This is a genomic window from Faecalibacterium sp. DFI.5.82 (assembly GCF_029076575.1).
GTDB classification, from domain to species: Bacteria; Bacillota; Clostridia; order Oscillospirales; family Ruminococcaceae; genus Faecalibacterium; species Faecalibacterium duncaniae.
On the sequence record NZ_JARFIS010000008.1, the window covers coordinates 67,018 to 83,149 of the forward strand.

Sequence of the window (16,132 nt, forward strand, 5' to 3'; positions counted from 1 at the left end):
AGGCTTTCTGGGGAAGCCTTTCTGCCTATAATACGGGCGGGTCACAGAAATAATTGCAGGAAGCTCAAATTTTTACAGAAACAAAAGATCAGAACATATTTTCGTTATGATAACGCCCGCTGCGGACGAACTCCACCCACTCGGCCAGGTTCACGGCGTGGTCGCCGATGCGCTCCAGATATTTGATGACCATGAGCAGATCCAGTGCGGCATCCACCTTGCCGGGGTCGGCGGCGATCTCCTGTGCCAGCGTATGCTTGATGGCGTTGAAATCGTAGTCCACCTCATCGTCGGCGGCAATGACCCTGAGGGCAACCTGCTCGTCCTCAGAGGTCAGGGCATTCAGGGCATCCAGGATCATCTTGTGCGCCTTCTGGCCCATCTTGATGGCCTGGCTCACAGCAGGGTCGCCCTCCTTGCGGACAGTGACCAGATGGGGGATGATCTCCGCGATATCGGAGGCATGGTCGCCGATGCGCTCCACATCCGTGACCACCTTCATGGTGGTGGAGATGCGGCGCAGGTCGCCTGCCACCGGCTGCTGGCGGAGCAGCAGGGTCATGCAGCGGTGCTCAATGTCCCGCTCCATGTTGTTGATGCGGCCATCGCCCTGCGCCACGGCGGCGGCAGCCTCGGCATCGGCGGTGCAGAGCGCTTCCATTGCAGCTTCCACGGCATCGGCAGCGCTCTGCCCCATCTCGGTCAGGGCCGTTTTCAGGGCGGCAAGGTCGTTTTCGTATTGTGTACGGTTGCTCATTGCGTTTTTCTCCTTAGCCGAACCGGCCCGAAATGTAATCCTCGGTGCGCTTATCCTGCGGGGTGCTGAAGATCTGCGCCGTGGGGCCGGCTTCCACCAGCTCGCCCAGCAGGAAGAAGGCGGTGCGGTCGCTGATACGGGCTGCCTGCTGCATGTTATGGGTCACGATGACCACGGTGTAGTTCTTTTTCAGCTCGCTCATCAGCTCCTCCACCTTCATGGTGGAGCCGGGGTCCAGGGCGCTGGTGGGCTCATCCATCAGCAGGACTTCGGGCTTGACAGCCAGAGCGCGGGCAATGCACAGGCGCTGCTGCTGGCCGCCGGAAAGGCCCAGAGCGCTCTTTTTCAGGCGGTCCTTGACCTCGTTCCAGAGGGCGGCACCCTTCAGGGAGCTTTCCACCAGCTCGTCCAGCTCTGCCTTATTGCGCACACCGTGCAGCCTGGGGCCGTAGGTGATGTTATCGTAGATGCTCATGGGGAAGGGGTTGGCCTTCTGGAACACCATGCCCACCCGGCGGCGCAGCTCAGTAGGCTGCATCTCGCGGGCAAAGATGTCCTGCCCTTTCAGGCGGACATCACCCTCGATGCGGATCCCGGGCACAAGGTCGTTCATCCGGTTCAGGGTCTTCAGGAAGGTGGACTTGCCGCAGCCGGAGGGGCCGATGAGGGCCGTGATCTCCCGCTCGCCCATGTCCAGCGAAATATCTTTCAGCGCCTTGAAATCCCCGTACCAGAGGTTCAGGTTTTTGGCTGTGATAATGGGTGATACGTTTTCCATAGTTTTCCTCGAGATTTCCTCGTGTATTAAACCCCTCAGTCTCGCATACGCTCGACAGCCCCCCTAGTAGTGGGGCCCTTGGCATAGAGGGGAACTTGCAGTGCTTCACGCAGCGCCAGGGCCGCCCCTATTAGGGGCGGTGGCAATGCGAAGCATTGACGGTGGGGTTTATCTACTGCTTCTGTTTCAGTTTGGTTTTGGCCAGCCGGGCTGCCAGATTGATGGCAAGCACCAGCACCAGCAGCACTGCACCAATGGCCCAGGCGGAGTCGAAATCGCCGTCCTCAAAGGCACGGAGGTAGAGCAGCACCGACAGGGTGGCACCGTTGGAGGTGTAGGCCTTGAGCACGCCGTTGGCAATGACCTCGGCAGCACCGGCGGTGAAGAGCAGCGCAGCGCTCTCGCCCACGATGCGGCCCACGGCCAGGATGCAGCCGGTCACGATGCCGTCGATGCTGCAGGGCAGCACGATGGTGCGGATGATGTGCCACTTGCCCGCGCCCAGACCCAGCGCACCCTCACGGTAGCCCTGGGGCACCGTTTTCAGGGATTCCTGGGTGGTGCGGATGATGGTGGGCAGGTTCATGATCACCAGCGTCAGGCTGCCGGAGAGCAGGCAGGTCTGGAAGCCCAGTGTCTGGGCGAACACCAGCATACCCACCAGACCGTAAATGATACTGGGGATGCCCGCCAGCGTCTCGTTGGTGAACTCGATCACCGAGATGACCTTGCGGTTCTGGGCGTACTCGGTCAGGTAAACGGCCGCGCCCACACCCAGCGGCAGTACGATCAAAAGCGTCAGCAGGATGACATACAGCGTGTTGAGGATCGCAGGCAGGATGCCGTCTGTGCCCTTCAGCACACTGGCGGTGGTGGTCAGGAATTTCCAGCTGATGTGCGGGATGCCGCGCACCAGCACCATGCCCAGAATGCCCGCCACCAGTACGATGACCAGCACAGCCGAGGCCCAGACCAGCGCGTTCATCACGCGGTTCCAGGTGCGGCGGGAGGCAGAAGCACTGTTATTCATCGCGCTTTCCTCCCTTCAGCACCACATTGAGCAGGATATTGATGCCCATGATAAAGACGAACAGCACCAGCGCAATGCTGAACAGCGCCTGTTTCTGCAGGCCGCTGGCGTAGCTCATCTCCTTGGCAATGGCGGTGGTCAGGAAGGTGACGCTGCGGAACAGGCTGTCCGGCATGTTGGGGCTGTTGCCAGCCACCATCATCACGGCCATGGCCTCGCCGATGGCGCGGCCGATGCCCAGCACGATACCGGCGGCAATGCCGCTCCTGGCAGCGGGGACGCTGACCTTGAACCAGGTCTCGACATCCGTTGCGCCCAGAGCCAGGCTGCCCTGCTCATACTCCGGCGGCACAGCGTTGAGCGCCGTGACCGACACCGACACGATGCTGGGCAGGATCATCACCGCCAGCACCACGATGGCGCTCAGCAGGCAGGCACCGGAGGCCTTGCCAAAGGTCCTGGCCACGGCGGGCACCAGCACCTGCATACCCAGCAGGCCGAACACCACGCTGGGGATGCCGCTCAGCAGCTCAATGGCGGTCACGACCACGGTGCGCACCTTCGGGCCTGCGGCCTTGGAGAGGAACACCGCCGTCAGCAGGCCAATGGGCACACCGATCACGGTGGCACCCAGCGTGCCGTAAACGCTGGACAGGATGAAGGGCAGGATGCCGTAGGCCGGGTCGGCAGCGGTGGAAGCCCACCGGGTGCCGAACAGGAACCGGAACAGCCCGATCTTCTGGATGGCAGGCACACCGGAGAGGACCATGTACACCGAGATCAGGAGTACACAGCCCACCGCCAGGATGCCGCAGAGGAAGAAGATGAAGTTCATCACCGCTTCCAGCCACTCAGCAGGGGTTCTGGGAAGAGAAATCTTTTTGTTGTTCATAGCATCATTGCTTTCCGCAATTACTCATTCACAGGAACAGCACCGGCAGTGCGGATCAGGTCAGCAGCATCGGCACTGGTGGCAAAGTCGAAGAAGGCCTGTGCCTGCTCAGACAGAGCGACAGACTTGTTGGTGACGAACACGAAGGGGCGCTGCACCTCGTAGCTGCCGTCCTTGACGGTCTCCTCGCTGCACTCCACACCGCCAACGGTGACCATCTTCACGGTGTCGCCCACAGCGGACAGGGAAGCGTAGCCGATGGCCAGAGGGTTGGCCTCCACAGCGCTGATGACAGCGCCGGTAGCGGTCAGCTCCTGCGCGTACTTGCAGCTGTCCTTGACATCCACGATGCTCTCAAAGCCATCACGGGTGCCGGAGCCAGCCTCACGGCCGATCAGAACGATCTCGCCGTCGTCGCCGCCAACCTCAGACCAGTTGGTGATCTCGCCGGTGAACATCTGTTTGAGCTGGTCAACGGTCAGGTCCTCGACCTTGCTTGCGTTGTTGACGATGATGGCGATGCCGTCCAGAGCGATGGTGGTGCCATCCACGTCAGCCTTCTCGTCGTCCTTCAGGGCACGAGAGGACAGGCCGATGTCCAGGGTCTTATCGGTAGCACTGGTGATGCCTGCGCCGGAACCGGTGGGGTCGTAGCTGACAGTGACACCCGGCTCAACCTCGGCAAAGCCTTCGGTCAGGGCAGCGATAACGTTCTTCATGGAGGTGGAACCACCGGTAGCAACGTTGCCGGACAGAGCCGCAGCGGTGGAGCCTGCAGCGGCAGAGGTAGAAGAAGCTGCAGCAGAGGAAGCAGAACCGCCGCAGGCGGTCAGAGCAGCAGCGGCAGCAACAGCACCGCAGACAGTGAGAAACGAACGACGCGTGATCTTTTTCATAATATTTGTCCTCCAAACATCCGGGCTTTCCGTTCCCGGCTCTTGTTTTCGTGTTTTCCTTGGGTACGGCACTATTGTATCCCAGTCGGAGAACCGCTTCGACCACAAGCGGGAAAAATCGAGGTAAATTGTTTGGATATGTTTTTGCCCCAATGTAAAATTTGGGCGCAAAAAAGCCCGGGGTGCAGGTGCACCTCGGGCTTTTGGGGGATATTAGACTTTATCGACAGCGGAGACTGTCACTTTGCCGTCACTCGTCAGAGAAAACTCAGCATTCTTGCCCTGCAAGGTCACATACAGCTTGAACGGCGTGCCCTTCTTAAAGGTCTCGTAGTCGCTGACCGATGCCTTGAACTGCGGCACATAAGTCTTTGTCAGTTTAGAGGAGATTTCCTCTTTTCCATTGGTCAGTTCCAGCGCGGTCTTATCAATTTTTGCCGCAAAGACACCGGCAAAATTGTATTTGATCTCACTGGCTGCGCCATTGTACCGAATCCGCACATTGGGTTTGCAGAGGTAGCCGTTGGCGTTCTCATTGCCCACGACCTCATCACCAGTGATGGTCATGTTGCCGGTCATGGTCACTTCAAACTCACCCAGCCCGATGGTCGCGGACGGGATCTCGCTGCCGCCCCCATCACAGCCGGTGAGGACACCAGCGGCAGAAGCGGCCAGCACAGCGGCGGCAGATGCTTTCAGAAAATCACGGCGGGAAAAAACATTGCGCATCAGAAATTCCTCCCATTTCAGATCTGGTTTGTTCCTATCATCATAGTACCATATTTACCCAGACTGTCAAGGGACAGAATTCAACCCCTCAGTCTCGCTACGCTCGCCAGCTCCCCTAATAGGGGAGCCCTTGGCATATCGGGAAAGTCTGCACGGATGGACAAAGCACCGTCGTTAAAGCTCGACCTCCACGCCATCGGGGCGGTAGAAGGTGACGTTCCTGCGCCACTGGGGCTCGCCCATGGTGCGGCGATAGCAGTCTGCCAGCTGCCGCACGGCTTCCTCGGGGCTGCGCACCTTTCCGCCGCAGCAGGGGAGCACCAGCACCCGGAACCAGGCATCAAAGAGATGCTCTGTCCAGCCGGTGTCCTTGGCCCCGCACCGGGCGTAAAAGCCCAGGCGGCGCACGGCCATGGCCTCGTCCTCCGCTTTTTCGGGGCACTCCGCTTCAATGAGGATGGCCTGCGCGCCCTTCTCGTGGTCAGGCAGGGCGGCAAGCAGAGCGGCTCCGATGCCGCCGGCCCGATACTGGGGCAGAACGGCAAAGTAATCCAGCTGGCTCACCTCACAGCCCACGGGCCGCACCATCAACAGATACGCCACCAGCGCGTCGTCCTCGTACACGCCCCAGGTGTGGGCGGTACCGGCGGCCTCGCTGTTCAGGATCATGCTCAGGGGCTTCAGCTCTCCGGCAGGAAAATCCCGGCGCATCTCGTTCAGGTAAACGTTCGTCAGCTCTTCGGCGGTCAGCAGCCGCCAGGTCAGGCTCTCGGGGTTCATACGATACGGGTTCCTTTCTGGTAGACAGCCTGAATATTCAGCTCCTTGTCCGCCAGGATCACATTGCCGTAGCGGCCTGCAGCCAGACTGCCGTAATCATTGTCGATGCCAATGCTCTTGGCGGGGTTTTCGCTGGCGGCGCGGACAGCGCTTTCCAGCGGAACGTTCATCTCCAGCACGGCACGCTTCATGCAGTCGTACAGGCAGGTGGCACTGCCCGCAATGGTGCCGGGGTGCTCGGTCAGGGTGGCGCGTGGGCCGCTGACCGTGACCGCCTGACCGCCCAGGCTGTACTGGCCGTCGGGCAGGCCGCAGGCCATCATGCTGTCGGCGATCAGGATGACATGGTCATCCCCGAAGGTGTTGAAGGTGAACCGCACCATGGCCGGGTGGATGTGAACGTTGTCGGTGATGAGCTCCACCTCCGCGCCCCGTTCCAGCGCCGCAATGATGGGGCCGGGCTCCCGGTGGGTGATGCCGGGCATGGCGTTGTACAGGTGGGTCATGTGGGTCGCGCCTGCGTCAAAGGCAGCGTTGGCGGTGTCGTAGCTGGTACAGGTGTGGGCAATGGAGATGCGCACCTCGTCATGGCAGGCAGCAATGAACTCCAGCGCACCCGGCTCCTCCGGGGCGATATCCACCAGCTTGATCAGGCCGTTTGCCCGCTTCTGCAGGCGGCGGAACATTGCAACATCCGCCTTGTGGAGATACTCCGGGTTCTGGGCACCCACCTTGTTGGGGCTGATGAAGGGCCCCTCCATGTTGATGCCCACAAGGTCTGCGCCTCTGCCGTTTTGATGGGCGGCGGCAGCATCCATCACGCCGTTCAGGATCTCTTCCGAAAAAGTCATGGTGGCAGGGCAGATGGCCAGCACGCCCTTACCGGCCTCAAAATCGGCCAGGATCTGGATGGCTTCTTCATTGCCGTCACAGAAATCCTTGCCCATGGCACCGTGGAAGTGGATATCCACCAGGCCCGGCAGAGCGTAAGCGCCCTTGGCATCCACGATCTCTTCGCCTTCCTCCGGCTGTGCAAAGGGCACGATGCGCCCCTCCCGGATGGTCAGGCTCCCCTCCTCAAAGGTGTGGCGGGGGGTATAAATCAGAGCATTTTTGATGATCATATTCTCACGCTTTCCTTCGTGCAACCTCTCAGTCGGGCTTGCGCCCGCCAGCTCCCCTTGTAGGGGAGCCTTTGGCAAAAAGATTCACTGAAATCGGCTGCCAAGGCCTCCCCTCATTAGGGGAGGTGGCATTGCGCAGCAATGACGGAGAGGTTTAATTACAGCAGGCTCAGTGCTTCCTCATCGGCCACAAGGATGCAGTCGGGGTGCATCTGCAGGATTGAGCCCGGGCACTCGGGGGTCACAGGGCCGGAGACGACCGCCTTGACTGCCTTTGCCTTTGCCAGACCGTTGGCCACCACCAGAACCTTGCGGGCCTGCATGATGGTCTTGATGCCCATGGTGTAGGCCTGCTTGGGCACCAGATCCTCGTTGCCGTCGAAGAAGCGCTTGTTGGCCTCGATGGTGGCAGGGGTCAGATTCACGCAGTGGGTCTCCAGCTCAAAGGCCTCGCCCGGCTCGTTGAAACCGATGTGGCCGTTGGGGCCAAGGCCCAGCAGCTGCAGGTCGATGCCGCCCACGCTGTGGATGATCTCGTTGTACTTTTTGCAGGCATCCGCAGCATCGGGGTTGGTGCCATCGGGCAGGTGGATGGCCTCGGGGCGGATGTTGACTTTGTCAAACAGGTTCTTGTGCATAAAGCTCCAATAGCTTTCGGGATGCTCCTTGGGCAGGCCGCGGTACTCGTCCAGATTGACGGTGGTGACCTCAGAGAAATCCAGGTCGCCCTTGTTGTACCAGTCCACCAGCTGAGCGTATGCGCCAACAGGGGTGCCGCCGGTCGCCAGACCCAGCACGCAGTTGGGCTTCATAATGACCTGTGCGGAGATGATGTTGGCAGCCTTGCGGGACATGTCCTTGTAATCTTTTGCACGAATGATCTTCATAATGGGAAACCTCCTGTTATTTTGCTTTGTTGTTTTCAGTATAGCATATTTTCCGGCCAAAAGGGTAGCCGGTTTGTGAACAAAACAAAATGCCGCCGAAAGCGGGGCGTAAACGCCCGCCCTCAGCGGCATTTTTACAGTTTGGGAATAGCTGCGGAAGCAACCAGCCTTCCGCACGGAAACGTGCTCAGAAGGATGCTTACAGCATCTTCTTCAGCTCATCATACACGAACTGCACCTTGGTGCCAATGATGACCTGGCAGGTGGTCTTGTCGGGGCGGATGACACCGGCAGCACCGGCAGCCTTCACAGCCTTTTCATCCACAGCGGTGTAGTCCTTAATGGTGAAGCGCAGGCGGGTAGCGCAGTAGTCCACGCTGGAGACGTTCTCCTTGCCGCCGATGGCCTTCAGCACGCCAGCAGCAACCTCAGTGTAGTTGTTGTTGGCCAGAACGACCTTCTTCTCAGCCTCTTCGGCATCCTCGTCCTCACGGCCGGGGGTCTTCAGGTCGAACTTGGTGATGGCGAAGTAGAACACGAAGTAGAACACCAGGAATGCTGCGATGCCCAGAGGAATGATCATCCAGGTCTTAGCAGCTGCAGGCAGAGAAGCGGAGAACACCAGGTCGGTAGCACCTGCGGAGAAGCAGAAGCCAGCACGGAAACCGGAGTAGTAGGTGATGATGGTGAAGATGCCGTACAGAGCGGAGTACACAACGTACAGCGGGAAGCACAGGAACATGAAGCCGAACTCAAAGGGCTCGGTAACGCCGCAGACGAAGGCGCAGATGGCAGCGGACAGAACCAGACCGATGGCAGCCTTCTTGTTCTTGGCGGTACGGACCATGGCCAGTGCAGCACCGGCGATACCGAACATCATGCAGGGGAAGAAGCCGGACATGTACATACCCAGGCTCCAGCCCACGTCAGCAGAGGTCTCGCCTGCCCAGAAGTGGGACAGGTCGCCCAGGCCGATGGTGTCGAACCAGAACACGTTGTTCAGAGCGTGGTGCAGGCCGGTGGGGATCAGCAGACGGTTCAGGAAGGCGTAGATGCCAGCGCCGATGCCGTCCATGCCTGCGATGCCTCTGCCAATGGCGACCAGTGCATCGAAGATGACGGGCCAGACGAACAGCAGAGCGACAGAAACAACGATGGAGATCAGGCCGGTGGCGATTGCAACGAAGCGCTTGCCGGAGAAGAATGCCAGCCAGTCAGGCATCTGAGTGCTCTTGAACTTGTTGTAGCAGGCTGCACCCACCACAGCGGCCAGGATGCCGATGAAAGAGTTGCCGGCCACTTTCTGGAAAGCGATGTAGGTAGCGGTGCCCTCTTCCAGGGTGCGCACCATGCTGACCACGCCGGGGCTCAGCAGCTGCTGCATCATCAGGTAGCTGACCAGGCCAGCCAGACCAGCGGTACCGTCGTGGTCATCAGCCAGGCCAACGGCTGCGCCGATGGCGAACAGCCATGCCATGTTATCGATCAGAGCGCCGCCTGCCTTGACCAGCAGGAAGCCAACGGTGTAAGCTGCACCGGAAGTTGCAGCACCGGGAACGCCCATGACACCCGGGGCCAGGGCATAACCGAGACCCATCAGGATGCCGCAGATCGGCAGCACAGCGACGGGAAGCATCAAAGCTTTGCCCAGTTTCTGGAGATACTTCATCATAAGACACATTCCTCCTTAAAGAATGTTGTTGTTATGGAGGCCTCTGGTTGCAGGCTGTCCATAATTGCGTAACAATATTTTAACACATCCTCCGAAAAAAAGAAATAGGGTCCACGCCCGTTTTCGCAATTTTGCACCAAAAATCCTTGAATTTGCATCTTTCGTGAAAAACTTTTTGGAATTATTGCGCATTTCAGAGCAGGATCTTGAAAAAACTTTTCTTTTGCCCTTTCTCCCCAAACCGCTTGCATCCCGCGCCGGAATCGGGTACTATACTTATAAATAGAAAACACAAGACCCAGGGAGGTTCTTTTTATGGAATGGACTGATATCCGCCTGACCGTGGCCAAGGCCGATGCCGACAACGCCGAGGCCGTTGCCACCATGATCGCCGAAGGCGGCATCTATATCGAGGATTACAGCGACATCGAGCAGCAGGTGGCCGAGATCGCCCATGTGGATCTGATCGAGCAGGAGCTGCTGGACAAGCCCCGCGACACTGTGATCATCCACATGTATCTGGAACCGGGCGCTTCCCCCGTGGAGACGCTGGCCCTCATTCAGGCCCGGATGGAAGCGGCAGGCATCGCCTACACCGTGGAGACCGAGGGCGTGGAGCAGGAAGACTGGCAGAACGGCTGGCGCAAATACTACCACCCCATGGACATTGGCAAACGGCTGGCCATCGTGCCCTCCTGGCAGGAGTACGACACCGACCGCGTCAAGCTGATCCTTGACCCCGGCCTTGCCTTTGGCACCGGCGGCCACGAGACCACCAGCCTCTGCCTGGAAGCGCTGGACGAGCGGGTCAGGGGCGGTGAGCGGGTGCTGGACATCGGCACCGGCAGCGGCATCCTTGCCATTGCCGCCCTCAAGCTGGGCGCAGGCAGTGCCGAGGGCGTGGACATCGACCCCGTGGCCGTGCGCACCGCAGGCGAGAATGCGGCCCTGAACGGCGTGGCTGACAAGCTGACCGTTCTGGTGGGCGACCTGTCCGACAAGGCCAGCGGCAGGTACGACATCATCACCGCCAACATCGTGGCAAACGCCATCATCAGCCTTGCCCCCGCCGTGCCCGGCCTGATGGCCGAAAACGCCACCTTTATTGCCAGCGGCATCATCGACAGCCGCAAGGACGAGGTGATCGCCGCTCTGGAAGCCGCTGGCCTGACCGTGCAGGAAGTGAAGGAGAAGCGCGGCTGGGAGTGCATCGTCTGCAAAAAAGCGTAATTGCAGAAGCTTTCATGATTTCTTTCAGCTGGCTTACCCTCTCCGTCACCTTCGGTGCCACCTCTCCCAAAGGGAGAGGCCTTGGCAAAAAGATGAAGTTTGCGTGGACTGCCAAAGGCTCCCACTTTGGGGGAGCTGGATTTGCGAAGCAAAGACTGAGAGGGCGAGGACGTTTAAGGAGAACCACTATGCCTCACCGTTATTTTACAACCGAAATCTCCAATGGCACCGCCACCCTGAGGGGGGCCGATGCCCATCATCTTTCCCGCGTGATGCGGGGCAAGCTGGGGGACACTGTCATCTTATGTGACGGCAACGCCGTGGAATACACCGCCACCATCACCGGCTTTGGGCCGGAGACGGTGGAGTTCAGCGTGGAGCCGGGCTATCCCAGCGCCGCCGAGCCCAGCGTGGAAGTGACCCTGTTCGTGGGTTACCCCAAGCAGGACAAGCTGGAACAGGTCATCCGCCACGGCGTGGAGCTGGGCTGCACCCACTTTGTGCCCTTCTTCAGCCGGTACTGCGTGGCCGCCCCCAAAAAGGAGGAGCAGAAAAACGAGCGCTACAACCGCATCGCCTTTGAAGCCGCCAAACAGTGCGGCCGGGGCGTGCTTCCGGATGTCGCCCTGCCTCTGCCCAACTTCGGGGCCCTCTGCCGCAGCCTGGAAGGGTACGACCTCGTGCTCTTCTGCTACGAGCTGGGCGGCGCTCCCCTGCGCCAGCTGCTGGCAGACGCACAGCCTGCCGACGGCCAGCGGCTGAAGATTGCCCTCATCACCGGTGCCGAGGGCGGCTTTGCCGTGGAAGAGGCTGAAATGGCCGCCAATGCCGGTGTGAAAACGGTCGGCCTCGGCCCCCGCATCCTCCGGTGCGAGACCGCCCCGCTGGCGGTGCTCTCTGCCGTGATGACCCTGACGGGCAACTTGGAGTAATTTTTATTTCCACATATACAAAAAGGACGGCGCATGCCGTCCTTTTTGTTTACTTTATTTTCGCGTTCATCAGCGCTTTTTTCACCTCAATGAGGTTTTGCGGGCTGACCGAGAAGCTCCGCAGGCCCAGCTGCAGATATTGCAGGGTGTTGGCCGGATTGCCCACCGCGCTGCCGCAGATGGTCACGGGGATCCCGCCCTCCCGGGCAGCCTCCACCACCATGCGGATGAGCTTTTTCATTGCGTGGCTGGCCGGGCGGTAGTAGCGCTCGGCAATGGAGATATCCCGATCCACCGCGTGGGTGTACTGGGTCAGGTCGTTTGTCTCGATGACAAAGAAATTGCACCCGTGCTCCACGAATTCCTCAGCCGTCAGGCAGGCCGAGGGCACCCCGAACATCACACCAAAGGGCGTATCCGGGTCAAACTCCTCCCCGCGCTCCCGCAGCAGCTGACGGCAGTGCGCTACCAGCCGCATGGCCTCATCCCAATCCTCGAGGTTGGTCACCATGGGGAACATGACCCGCAGGGGGCCGTGGGCTGCCGCCCGGAGCAGGGCGCAGATCTGCGTTTCAAACTGGTGGGTCTGGCGCAGGCTGCTGCGGATGCCCCGCAGGCCCAGCTTGGAGGATTCCAGCCCCCTATGGATATCGGCCATGGCGCGGTCCACACCAAAATCAAAGGTGCGCACTGTTACCACACCGCCCTTTGCGGCGGCAATGCAGGATTGATAGAACACGAACTGCTCCTGCTCGTCCACCGGGCGGCCCGGCAGCATCATATAGCCGCTGCGCAGCAGGCCCACGCCGGAAGCGCCTGCCTGCAGCGCCGATTCGATATCCTCCTGCCCGTAGCAGTTGGCCAGGAGCTCAAACGGCACATCATCCTTTGTCCGGTTGGGCAGGACGCTGATGCGGGCGGCTTCCGCGCTCTCCCACTGCAGCTCGCAGATGCGGCTGACCGCCTGCTGGCGGGTGTTGGCATCCGGGTCCAGGATGCACTCGCCGTTGTTGGCATCCAGCACCACAGTACGGCCATCACAGTCGTTCAGGAACTCCCGTCCCACCTGCACCACGCAGGGAATGTGCATGGCCCGCGCAATGATCGCCGCGTGGCTCTGCTTATTGCCCTCCGAAGTGATGATGCCCAGGATCATTCCCGCCGGAACGCTGAACAGATCGCTGGGCATCAGCATCTCTGCCGCCAGGATCACCGGGTGATCCAGCGCCAGCCAGACCCGGGGACGGTTGGTCAGCACGTTCACCACGCGGCGGGCGGCATCCAGAATATCCGCACTGCGCAGCTGCATGTAGGCGTTGTCCTCCATGGCCGCAAGCTGCTCTGCATAGCGGTTGCCCGCACGGTACATGGCTTCGGCAGCGCTGATGCCCGCCTTGATCTGGAATTTGACCTCGTTCATAAAGCCTTCATCTTCCAGCATCATGCTCTGGAACAGGAAGATGGCCTGCTCCGTGGGGCCGCTGCGGTCTGCCATGCCGTCCAGCTCACGCTGGGCTGTCCGGACAGCGTTTTCCAACAGACGCTGTTCCCGTTCCGCGTTGAACGGCCCGGTGGCAAAATTTTCGTGCCAGCGCTCCAACCGGCTCACCTGTCCCATCACAAGGCCCGGCGAGGCGCTGTGTCCCTGATAGACCTTCATTCCTCGATCACCTCCGGCAGTACCGGCCCGGTAAGGGCACGGCAGACCAATGCCTGTAAGAACGTATTGGGCAGCAGAGCGGCCCGTGCAGCCTGTGCCGCATTGCCGCTGCCCTCAAACAGGGGCGCAAAGCTCTCGATGCGCTCCCGGTCGCATTTTTCCAAAAAGGCTTCCGCCAGTGTCCGGGTGGTATAGAACACGGTGGGGTCCACGCCCGCATCCTCGGCGGCAGCTTCCAGCGGGGCCAGCTGGGCATCCTTCATGTTGGCCAGCAGCAGGGCCGCATCCGCTGTCAGGGTCACGGGGTATTTTTCCCGCACCGCCTTCTGCACCTGCTGGAATTTCCACGCAAAAGCGGCGGCATCCTCACAGCTCTCGGCGCTGGTGGAAACGGCATAGGCGCAGCCCCGCAGGTATCCCATGGCGCGGCGGGTATCGTAGTAGCCCAGCTCCATGTTCCGTCTGGCGGTATCGGGGTCAAAGTGGAGGATGTCCCCCAGCTCCCAGTAGCTGCGGATCATGGTGGTGGGCAGGCCGGTGCGGTTGGGCAGGGTGATGCCCAACCCTTCCAGATCCACACAGACCAGCTCCTCCGCGCCCATCTTCTGGGCCAGCGCGGTGGGCATATTGTCCCGGTAGCCGCCATCCAGGAACTGCACCCCGTCGATCTGCTTTGCCCGCAGGGCGGGGAAACAGGCGGCCGAGGCCAGCAGGTAATCCTTCACCTTGCCCGCCGGGATATCCTCCAGCGTCAGCTCCCGGGGCTTCAGCCCCCGCTTTTCCACGGTGACAAGGCCGAACCGGATGGGCGAAGCCCGCAGGGCATCCTCATCCAGCACCCGCTCCACGATCTCTTCCAGCGGGGTCACGTCCATGCCGCCGTCCCGCACCACTTCCCGCAGGAAGGCGTGCAGCTCAGAGAGGTCGGCGTTTTCCTCCGGCAGCTCCATCACGTCCTGGCTGCGGATGCTCATCCACATATCCCGGGCCGTTTCGTACAGGTCCAGCGCAAACATGGCACCGTTCAGGCTGCCCACACTGGTACCGGTGATGATCTGGGGCCGCCAGCCCAGCTCGGTCAGGGCACGCCACACACCCACCTGATAGCTGCCGCGCGCACCACCGCCTGCCAGCACCAGTGCCTTGACCGGGGTATCATTCTGTGCCATCTGGAACGCCTCCTAGTCATTCTTTGGAAATCTGTCAGAAGTATACCATATTTTCCGGAAAAATTCTCCCTGTTTTTGGAACAAAATCCATGGTATAATTTTGTTAACTTGTGTGAAACGATGGTGGAGGTAAAACAATGCACTGCAACAACTGGATCTTTGATATGGACGGCACCCTGACCGACAGCATGACCGTGGTATGGGAGGGCGCGCCCGATGCCCTGCTGGCCCGCTATGGCCGCACCCCAAAATCTGACCTCCACAAAACGCTCCTGACCATGGGCATGGCCGATGGCGCGGCCTACCTCATCCGGGAGTATGACCTGCCCCTGAAAATGGAGGACTACAACGATGTGATGTGGGATGTTATCACCAAGCTCTACGAGACCGTGGAGCTCAAGCCCGGCGTGCGGGAGCTGCTGGCCCGCCTGAAGGCCGAGGGTGCCCGCATGTGCATCTGCTCCAACACCTGGAGCGCCCAGTGCCGCACCGTGCTCACCCGTTTGGGCATCGATGAATATTTCGACTTCTATGTGGAGGCACAGGGGGCGCTCCACAAGAGCAGGCCGGATGTATTTTTCCAGACCCTTACACGCCTGGGCGGCACTGACCCCGACCGGTGCGTTGTCTGTGAGGATTCCCTCTACGCCGCCCGCACCGCCCACGATGCAGGCTTCCACGTCATCGGCATCGCCGATGCCGCCAGCAAGTCCGATGAACCCGCCCTGCGGGAGGTCAGCGACCAGTTCCTGAACGACTGGACGGAGCTGGACTGGGACAAAGTATGACCCCTGCACCATGCAGAAAGCGGCCCGCAGAAGCAGGCCGCTTTCTTTTTGTATGATAGACCTATCCTTCCAGAAACGCCCGGAACGCCGCCCTTACGGCGGGCTCACGCCCCCGGGGGATGGGCACCCGGGCACCGCTGCGCATCCAGAGCTCCCCGGAAGAGAGCTGGGCGGCGGCGGCAAGGTTGACCACATAGGAGCGGTGGGGCTGCAGAAAACGGGCATCGGCCAGCAGGGGCTTTGCCACCTCGGAAAAGGGGACCCGCAGAGAGAGGGAGGCCACGTCCTCGCCGCTGGCAAGGTGGTAGTGCACCACATGGTGGGTGCACTCCAGATACTCGATGTCCGCAAAGGGCAGGGCCCGCAGACCCATGGCCGTGGCAACCGGGATGACCGGGCCGTATTCCGGCTCGGTGGCCCGGTCCAGCAGGGCTGTCAGCTGCTCCGGACGGAACGGGATATGCAGGTACTGCATCGCGTCCACCCGGAACGCTTCGTAGGCATAGGCCGTGGTGTGGGCCAGAAAGGCCAGCGGGGCCCGCACACCCCGGCGGCGCAGCTCTGCAGCCGCCTGCAGGCCGCTGCACGGGTTGGCGGCAGGCAGCTCAATGAGGTAGAGCTCGTACCGGGAGCCCACTTCCTCCTGCTGCAGCAGGGCCGCCGTGCTTTCCAGCTGCTCCACGATGCAGGCATCGGCCCGGCGGGCATAATATTCCATGCAGTGGCGCTGCACCCGGCCCCGCAGCACAGGGTCCGGGCTGCACACCGCAATGTGAAAGATCATATCCGCTCCTCCTTTCTCTCTGCA

The 16,132-nt window shown here is 60.8% G+C and carries 16 protein-coding genes; 3 read left to right on the forward strand and 13 right to left on the reverse strand.

What is annotated here, in order from left to right; translation table 11 throughout:
- Positions 1-88: 88 nt before the first annotated feature.
- The 10 genes from phoU to P0G09_RS10575 all read right to left on the reverse strand — a co-directional run bounded on the left by phoU (position 89) and on the right by P0G09_RS10575 (position 9,545).
- Positions 89-757, reverse strand: a complete 669-nt coding sequence (gene phoU, locus P0G09_RS10530) for a phosphate signaling complex protein PhoU (protein WP_275252632.1) — start codon at positions 755-757, stop codon at positions 89-91.
- A gap of 13 nt (positions 758-770) precedes the next feature.
- Positions 771-1,535: a phosphate ABC transporter ATP-binding protein PstB gene (pstB, locus tag P0G09_RS10535; protein ID WP_117505674.1), complete on the reverse strand. Its 765-nt coding sequence runs from the start codon at positions 1,533-1,535 to the stop codon at positions 771-773.
- A gap of 172 nt (positions 1,536-1,707) precedes the next feature.
- Positions 1,708-2,565 carry a phosphate ABC transporter permease PstA gene (gene pstA / locus P0G09_RS10540; protein ID WP_156059515.1) on the reverse strand — a complete coding sequence of 286 codons (858 nt, stop codon included), beginning with the start codon at positions 2,563-2,565 and terminating at the stop codon, positions 1,708-1,710.
- Positions 2,558-3,457, reverse strand: coding sequence for a phosphate ABC transporter permease subunit PstC (gene pstC / locus P0G09_RS10545; RefSeq protein WP_275252633.1), 900 nt, complete (start codon positions 3,455-3,457; stop codon positions 2,558-2,560). Before pstC ends, pstA begins: the two co-directional genes overlap by 8 nt.
- Positions 3,458-3,477: 20 nt before the next feature.
- Complete coding sequence (locus P0G09_RS10550) at positions 3,478-4,353, reverse strand: phosphate ABC transporter substrate-binding protein (RefSeq protein ID WP_275252634.1); 876 nt, start codon at positions 4,351-4,353, stop codon at positions 3,478-3,480.
- Between the two features lie 213 nt (positions 4,354-4,566).
- Positions 4,567-5,082, reverse strand: a complete 516-nt coding sequence (locus P0G09_RS10555) for a twin-arginine translocation signal domain-containing protein (RefSeq protein ID WP_275252635.1) — start codon at positions 5,080-5,082, stop codon at positions 4,567-4,569.
- 174 nt (positions 5,083-5,256) lie between these two features.
- A complete protein-coding gene (locus P0G09_RS10560; protein ID WP_097773011.1) occupies positions 5,257-5,862 on the reverse strand; it encodes a GNAT family N-acetyltransferase in 606 nt (201 codons plus the stop codon).
- Positions 5,859-6,986 carry an N-acetylglucosamine-6-phosphate deacetylase gene (gene nagA / locus P0G09_RS10565; protein WP_275252636.1) on the reverse strand — a complete coding sequence of 376 codons (1,128 nt, stop codon included), beginning with the start codon at positions 6,984-6,986 and terminating at the stop codon, positions 5,859-5,861. Before nagA ends, P0G09_RS10560 begins: the two co-directional genes overlap by 4 nt.
- A gap of 158 nt (positions 6,987-7,144) precedes the next feature.
- A complete protein-coding gene (gene nagB, locus P0G09_RS10570) occupies positions 7,145-7,873 on the reverse strand; it encodes a glucosamine-6-phosphate deaminase (RefSeq protein WP_117476559.1) in 729 nt (242 codons plus the stop codon).
- A 199-nt stretch (positions 7,874-8,072) separates the two neighbouring features.
- Positions 8,073-9,545: a PTS transporter subunit EIIC gene (locus tag P0G09_RS10575; protein ID WP_275252637.1), complete on the reverse strand. Its 1,473-nt coding sequence runs from the start codon at positions 9,543-9,545 to the stop codon at positions 8,073-8,075.
- 315 nt (positions 9,546-9,860) lie between these two features.
- On the opposite strand from P0G09_RS10575, the gene prmA reads away from it, so the two are divergent.
- Both prmA and P0G09_RS10585 read left to right on the forward strand, forming a co-directional pair.
- Positions 9,861-10,775 carry a 50S ribosomal protein L11 methyltransferase gene (gene prmA, locus P0G09_RS10580; RefSeq protein ID WP_154276821.1) on the forward strand — a complete coding sequence of 305 codons (915 nt, stop codon included), beginning with the start codon at positions 9,861-9,863 and terminating at the stop codon, positions 10,773-10,775.
- Positions 10,776-10,963: 188 nt separating this feature from the next.
- Entirely contained in the window at positions 10,964-11,707 is a 744-nt protein-coding gene (locus P0G09_RS10585) for an RsmE family RNA methyltransferase (RefSeq protein WP_097769788.1), read from the forward strand.
- A 49-nt stretch (positions 11,708-11,756) separates the two neighbouring features.
- Here the strand turns inward: P0G09_RS10585 and P0G09_RS10590 are convergent, their stop codons facing one another.
- Positions 11,757-13,367, reverse strand: a complete 1,611-nt coding sequence (locus tag P0G09_RS10590) for a putative PEP-binding protein (protein WP_275252638.1) — start codon at positions 13,365-13,367, stop codon at positions 11,757-11,759.
- Positions 13,364-14,536, reverse strand: a complete 1,173-nt coding sequence (locus P0G09_RS10595) for a patatin-like phospholipase family protein (RefSeq protein WP_275252639.1) — start codon at positions 14,534-14,536, stop codon at positions 13,364-13,366. The genes P0G09_RS10590 and P0G09_RS10595 overlap by 4 nt, the downstream gene beginning before the upstream one ends.
- 137 nt (positions 14,537-14,673) lie before the next feature.
- Between P0G09_RS10595 and P0G09_RS10600 the strand changes: the two genes are divergently transcribed.
- Entirely contained in the window at positions 14,674-15,324 is a 651-nt protein-coding gene (locus P0G09_RS10600; RefSeq protein WP_275252640.1) for an HAD family phosphatase, read from the forward strand.
- A 61-nt stretch (positions 15,325-15,385) separates the two neighbouring features.
- On the opposite strand, the gene P0G09_RS10605 is transcribed toward P0G09_RS10600, so the two are convergent.
- On the reverse strand, positions 15,386-16,108 hold the full coding sequence (locus P0G09_RS10605; RefSeq protein ID WP_275252641.1) for a LytTR family DNA-binding domain-containing protein: 723 nt from the start codon (positions 16,106-16,108) through the stop codon (positions 15,386-15,388).
- Positions 16,109-16,132 lie beyond the last annotated feature (24 nt).

What these genes read in the sequence shown, in the direction of transcription:
- phoU (WP_275252632.1), bottom strand. Translation starts at nt 757, where the DNA reads ATGAGCAACCGTACACAATACGAAAACGACCTTGCCGCCCTGAAAACG.
- pstB (WP_117505674.1), bottom strand. Translation starts at nt 1,535, where the DNA reads ATGGAAAACGTATCACCCATTATCACAGCCAAAAACCTGAACCTCTGG.
- pstA (WP_156059515.1), bottom strand. Translation starts at nt 2,565, where the DNA reads ATGAATAACAGTGCTTCTGCCTCCCGCCGCACCTGGAACCGCGTGATG.
- pstC (WP_275252633.1), bottom strand. Translation starts at nt 3,457, where the DNA reads ATGAACAACAAAAAGATTTCTCTTCCCAGAACCCCTGCTGAGTGGCTG.
- P0G09_RS10550 (WP_275252634.1), bottom strand. Translation starts at nt 4,353, where the DNA reads ATGAAAAAGATCACGCGTCGTTCGTTTCTCACTGTCTGCGGTGCTGTT.
- P0G09_RS10555 (WP_275252635.1), bottom strand. Translation starts at nt 5,082, where the DNA reads ATGCGCAATGTTTTTTCCCGCCGTGATTTTCTGAAAGCATCTGCCGCC.
- P0G09_RS10560 (WP_097773011.1), bottom strand. Translation starts at nt 5,862, where the DNA reads ATGAACCCCGAGAGCCTGACCTGGCGGCTGCTGACCGCCGAAGAGCTG.
- nagA (WP_275252636.1), bottom strand. Translation starts at nt 6,986, where the DNA reads ATGATCATCAAAAATGCTCTGATTTATACCCCCCGCCACACCTTTGAG.
- nagB (WP_117476559.1), bottom strand. Translation starts at nt 7,873, where the DNA reads ATGAAGATCATTCGTGCAAAAGATTACAAGGACATGTCCCGCAAGGCT.
- P0G09_RS10575 (WP_275252637.1), bottom strand. Translation starts at nt 9,545, where the DNA reads ATGATGAAGTATCTCCAGAAACTGGGCAAAGCTTTGATGCTTCCCGTC.
- prmA (WP_154276821.1), top strand. Translation starts at nt 9,861, where the DNA reads ATGGAATGGACTGATATCCGCCTGACCGTGGCCAAGGCCGATGCCGAC.
- P0G09_RS10585 (WP_097769788.1), top strand. Translation starts at nt 10,964, where the DNA reads ATGCCTCACCGTTATTTTACAACCGAAATCTCCAATGGCACCGCCACC.
- P0G09_RS10590 (WP_275252638.1), bottom strand. Translation starts at nt 13,367, where the DNA reads ATGAAGGTCTATCAGGGACACAGCGCCTCGCCGGGCCTTGTGATGGGA.
- P0G09_RS10595 (WP_275252639.1), bottom strand. Translation starts at nt 14,536, where the DNA reads ATGGCACAGAATGATACCCCGGTCAAGGCACTGGTGCTGGCAGGCGGT.
- P0G09_RS10600 (WP_275252640.1), top strand. Translation starts at nt 14,674, where the DNA reads ATGCACTGCAACAACTGGATCTTTGATATGGACGGCACCCTGACCGAC.
- P0G09_RS10605 (WP_275252641.1), bottom strand. Translation starts at nt 16,108, where the DNA reads ATGATCTTTCACATTGCGGTGTGCAGCCCGGACCCTGTGCTGCGGGGC.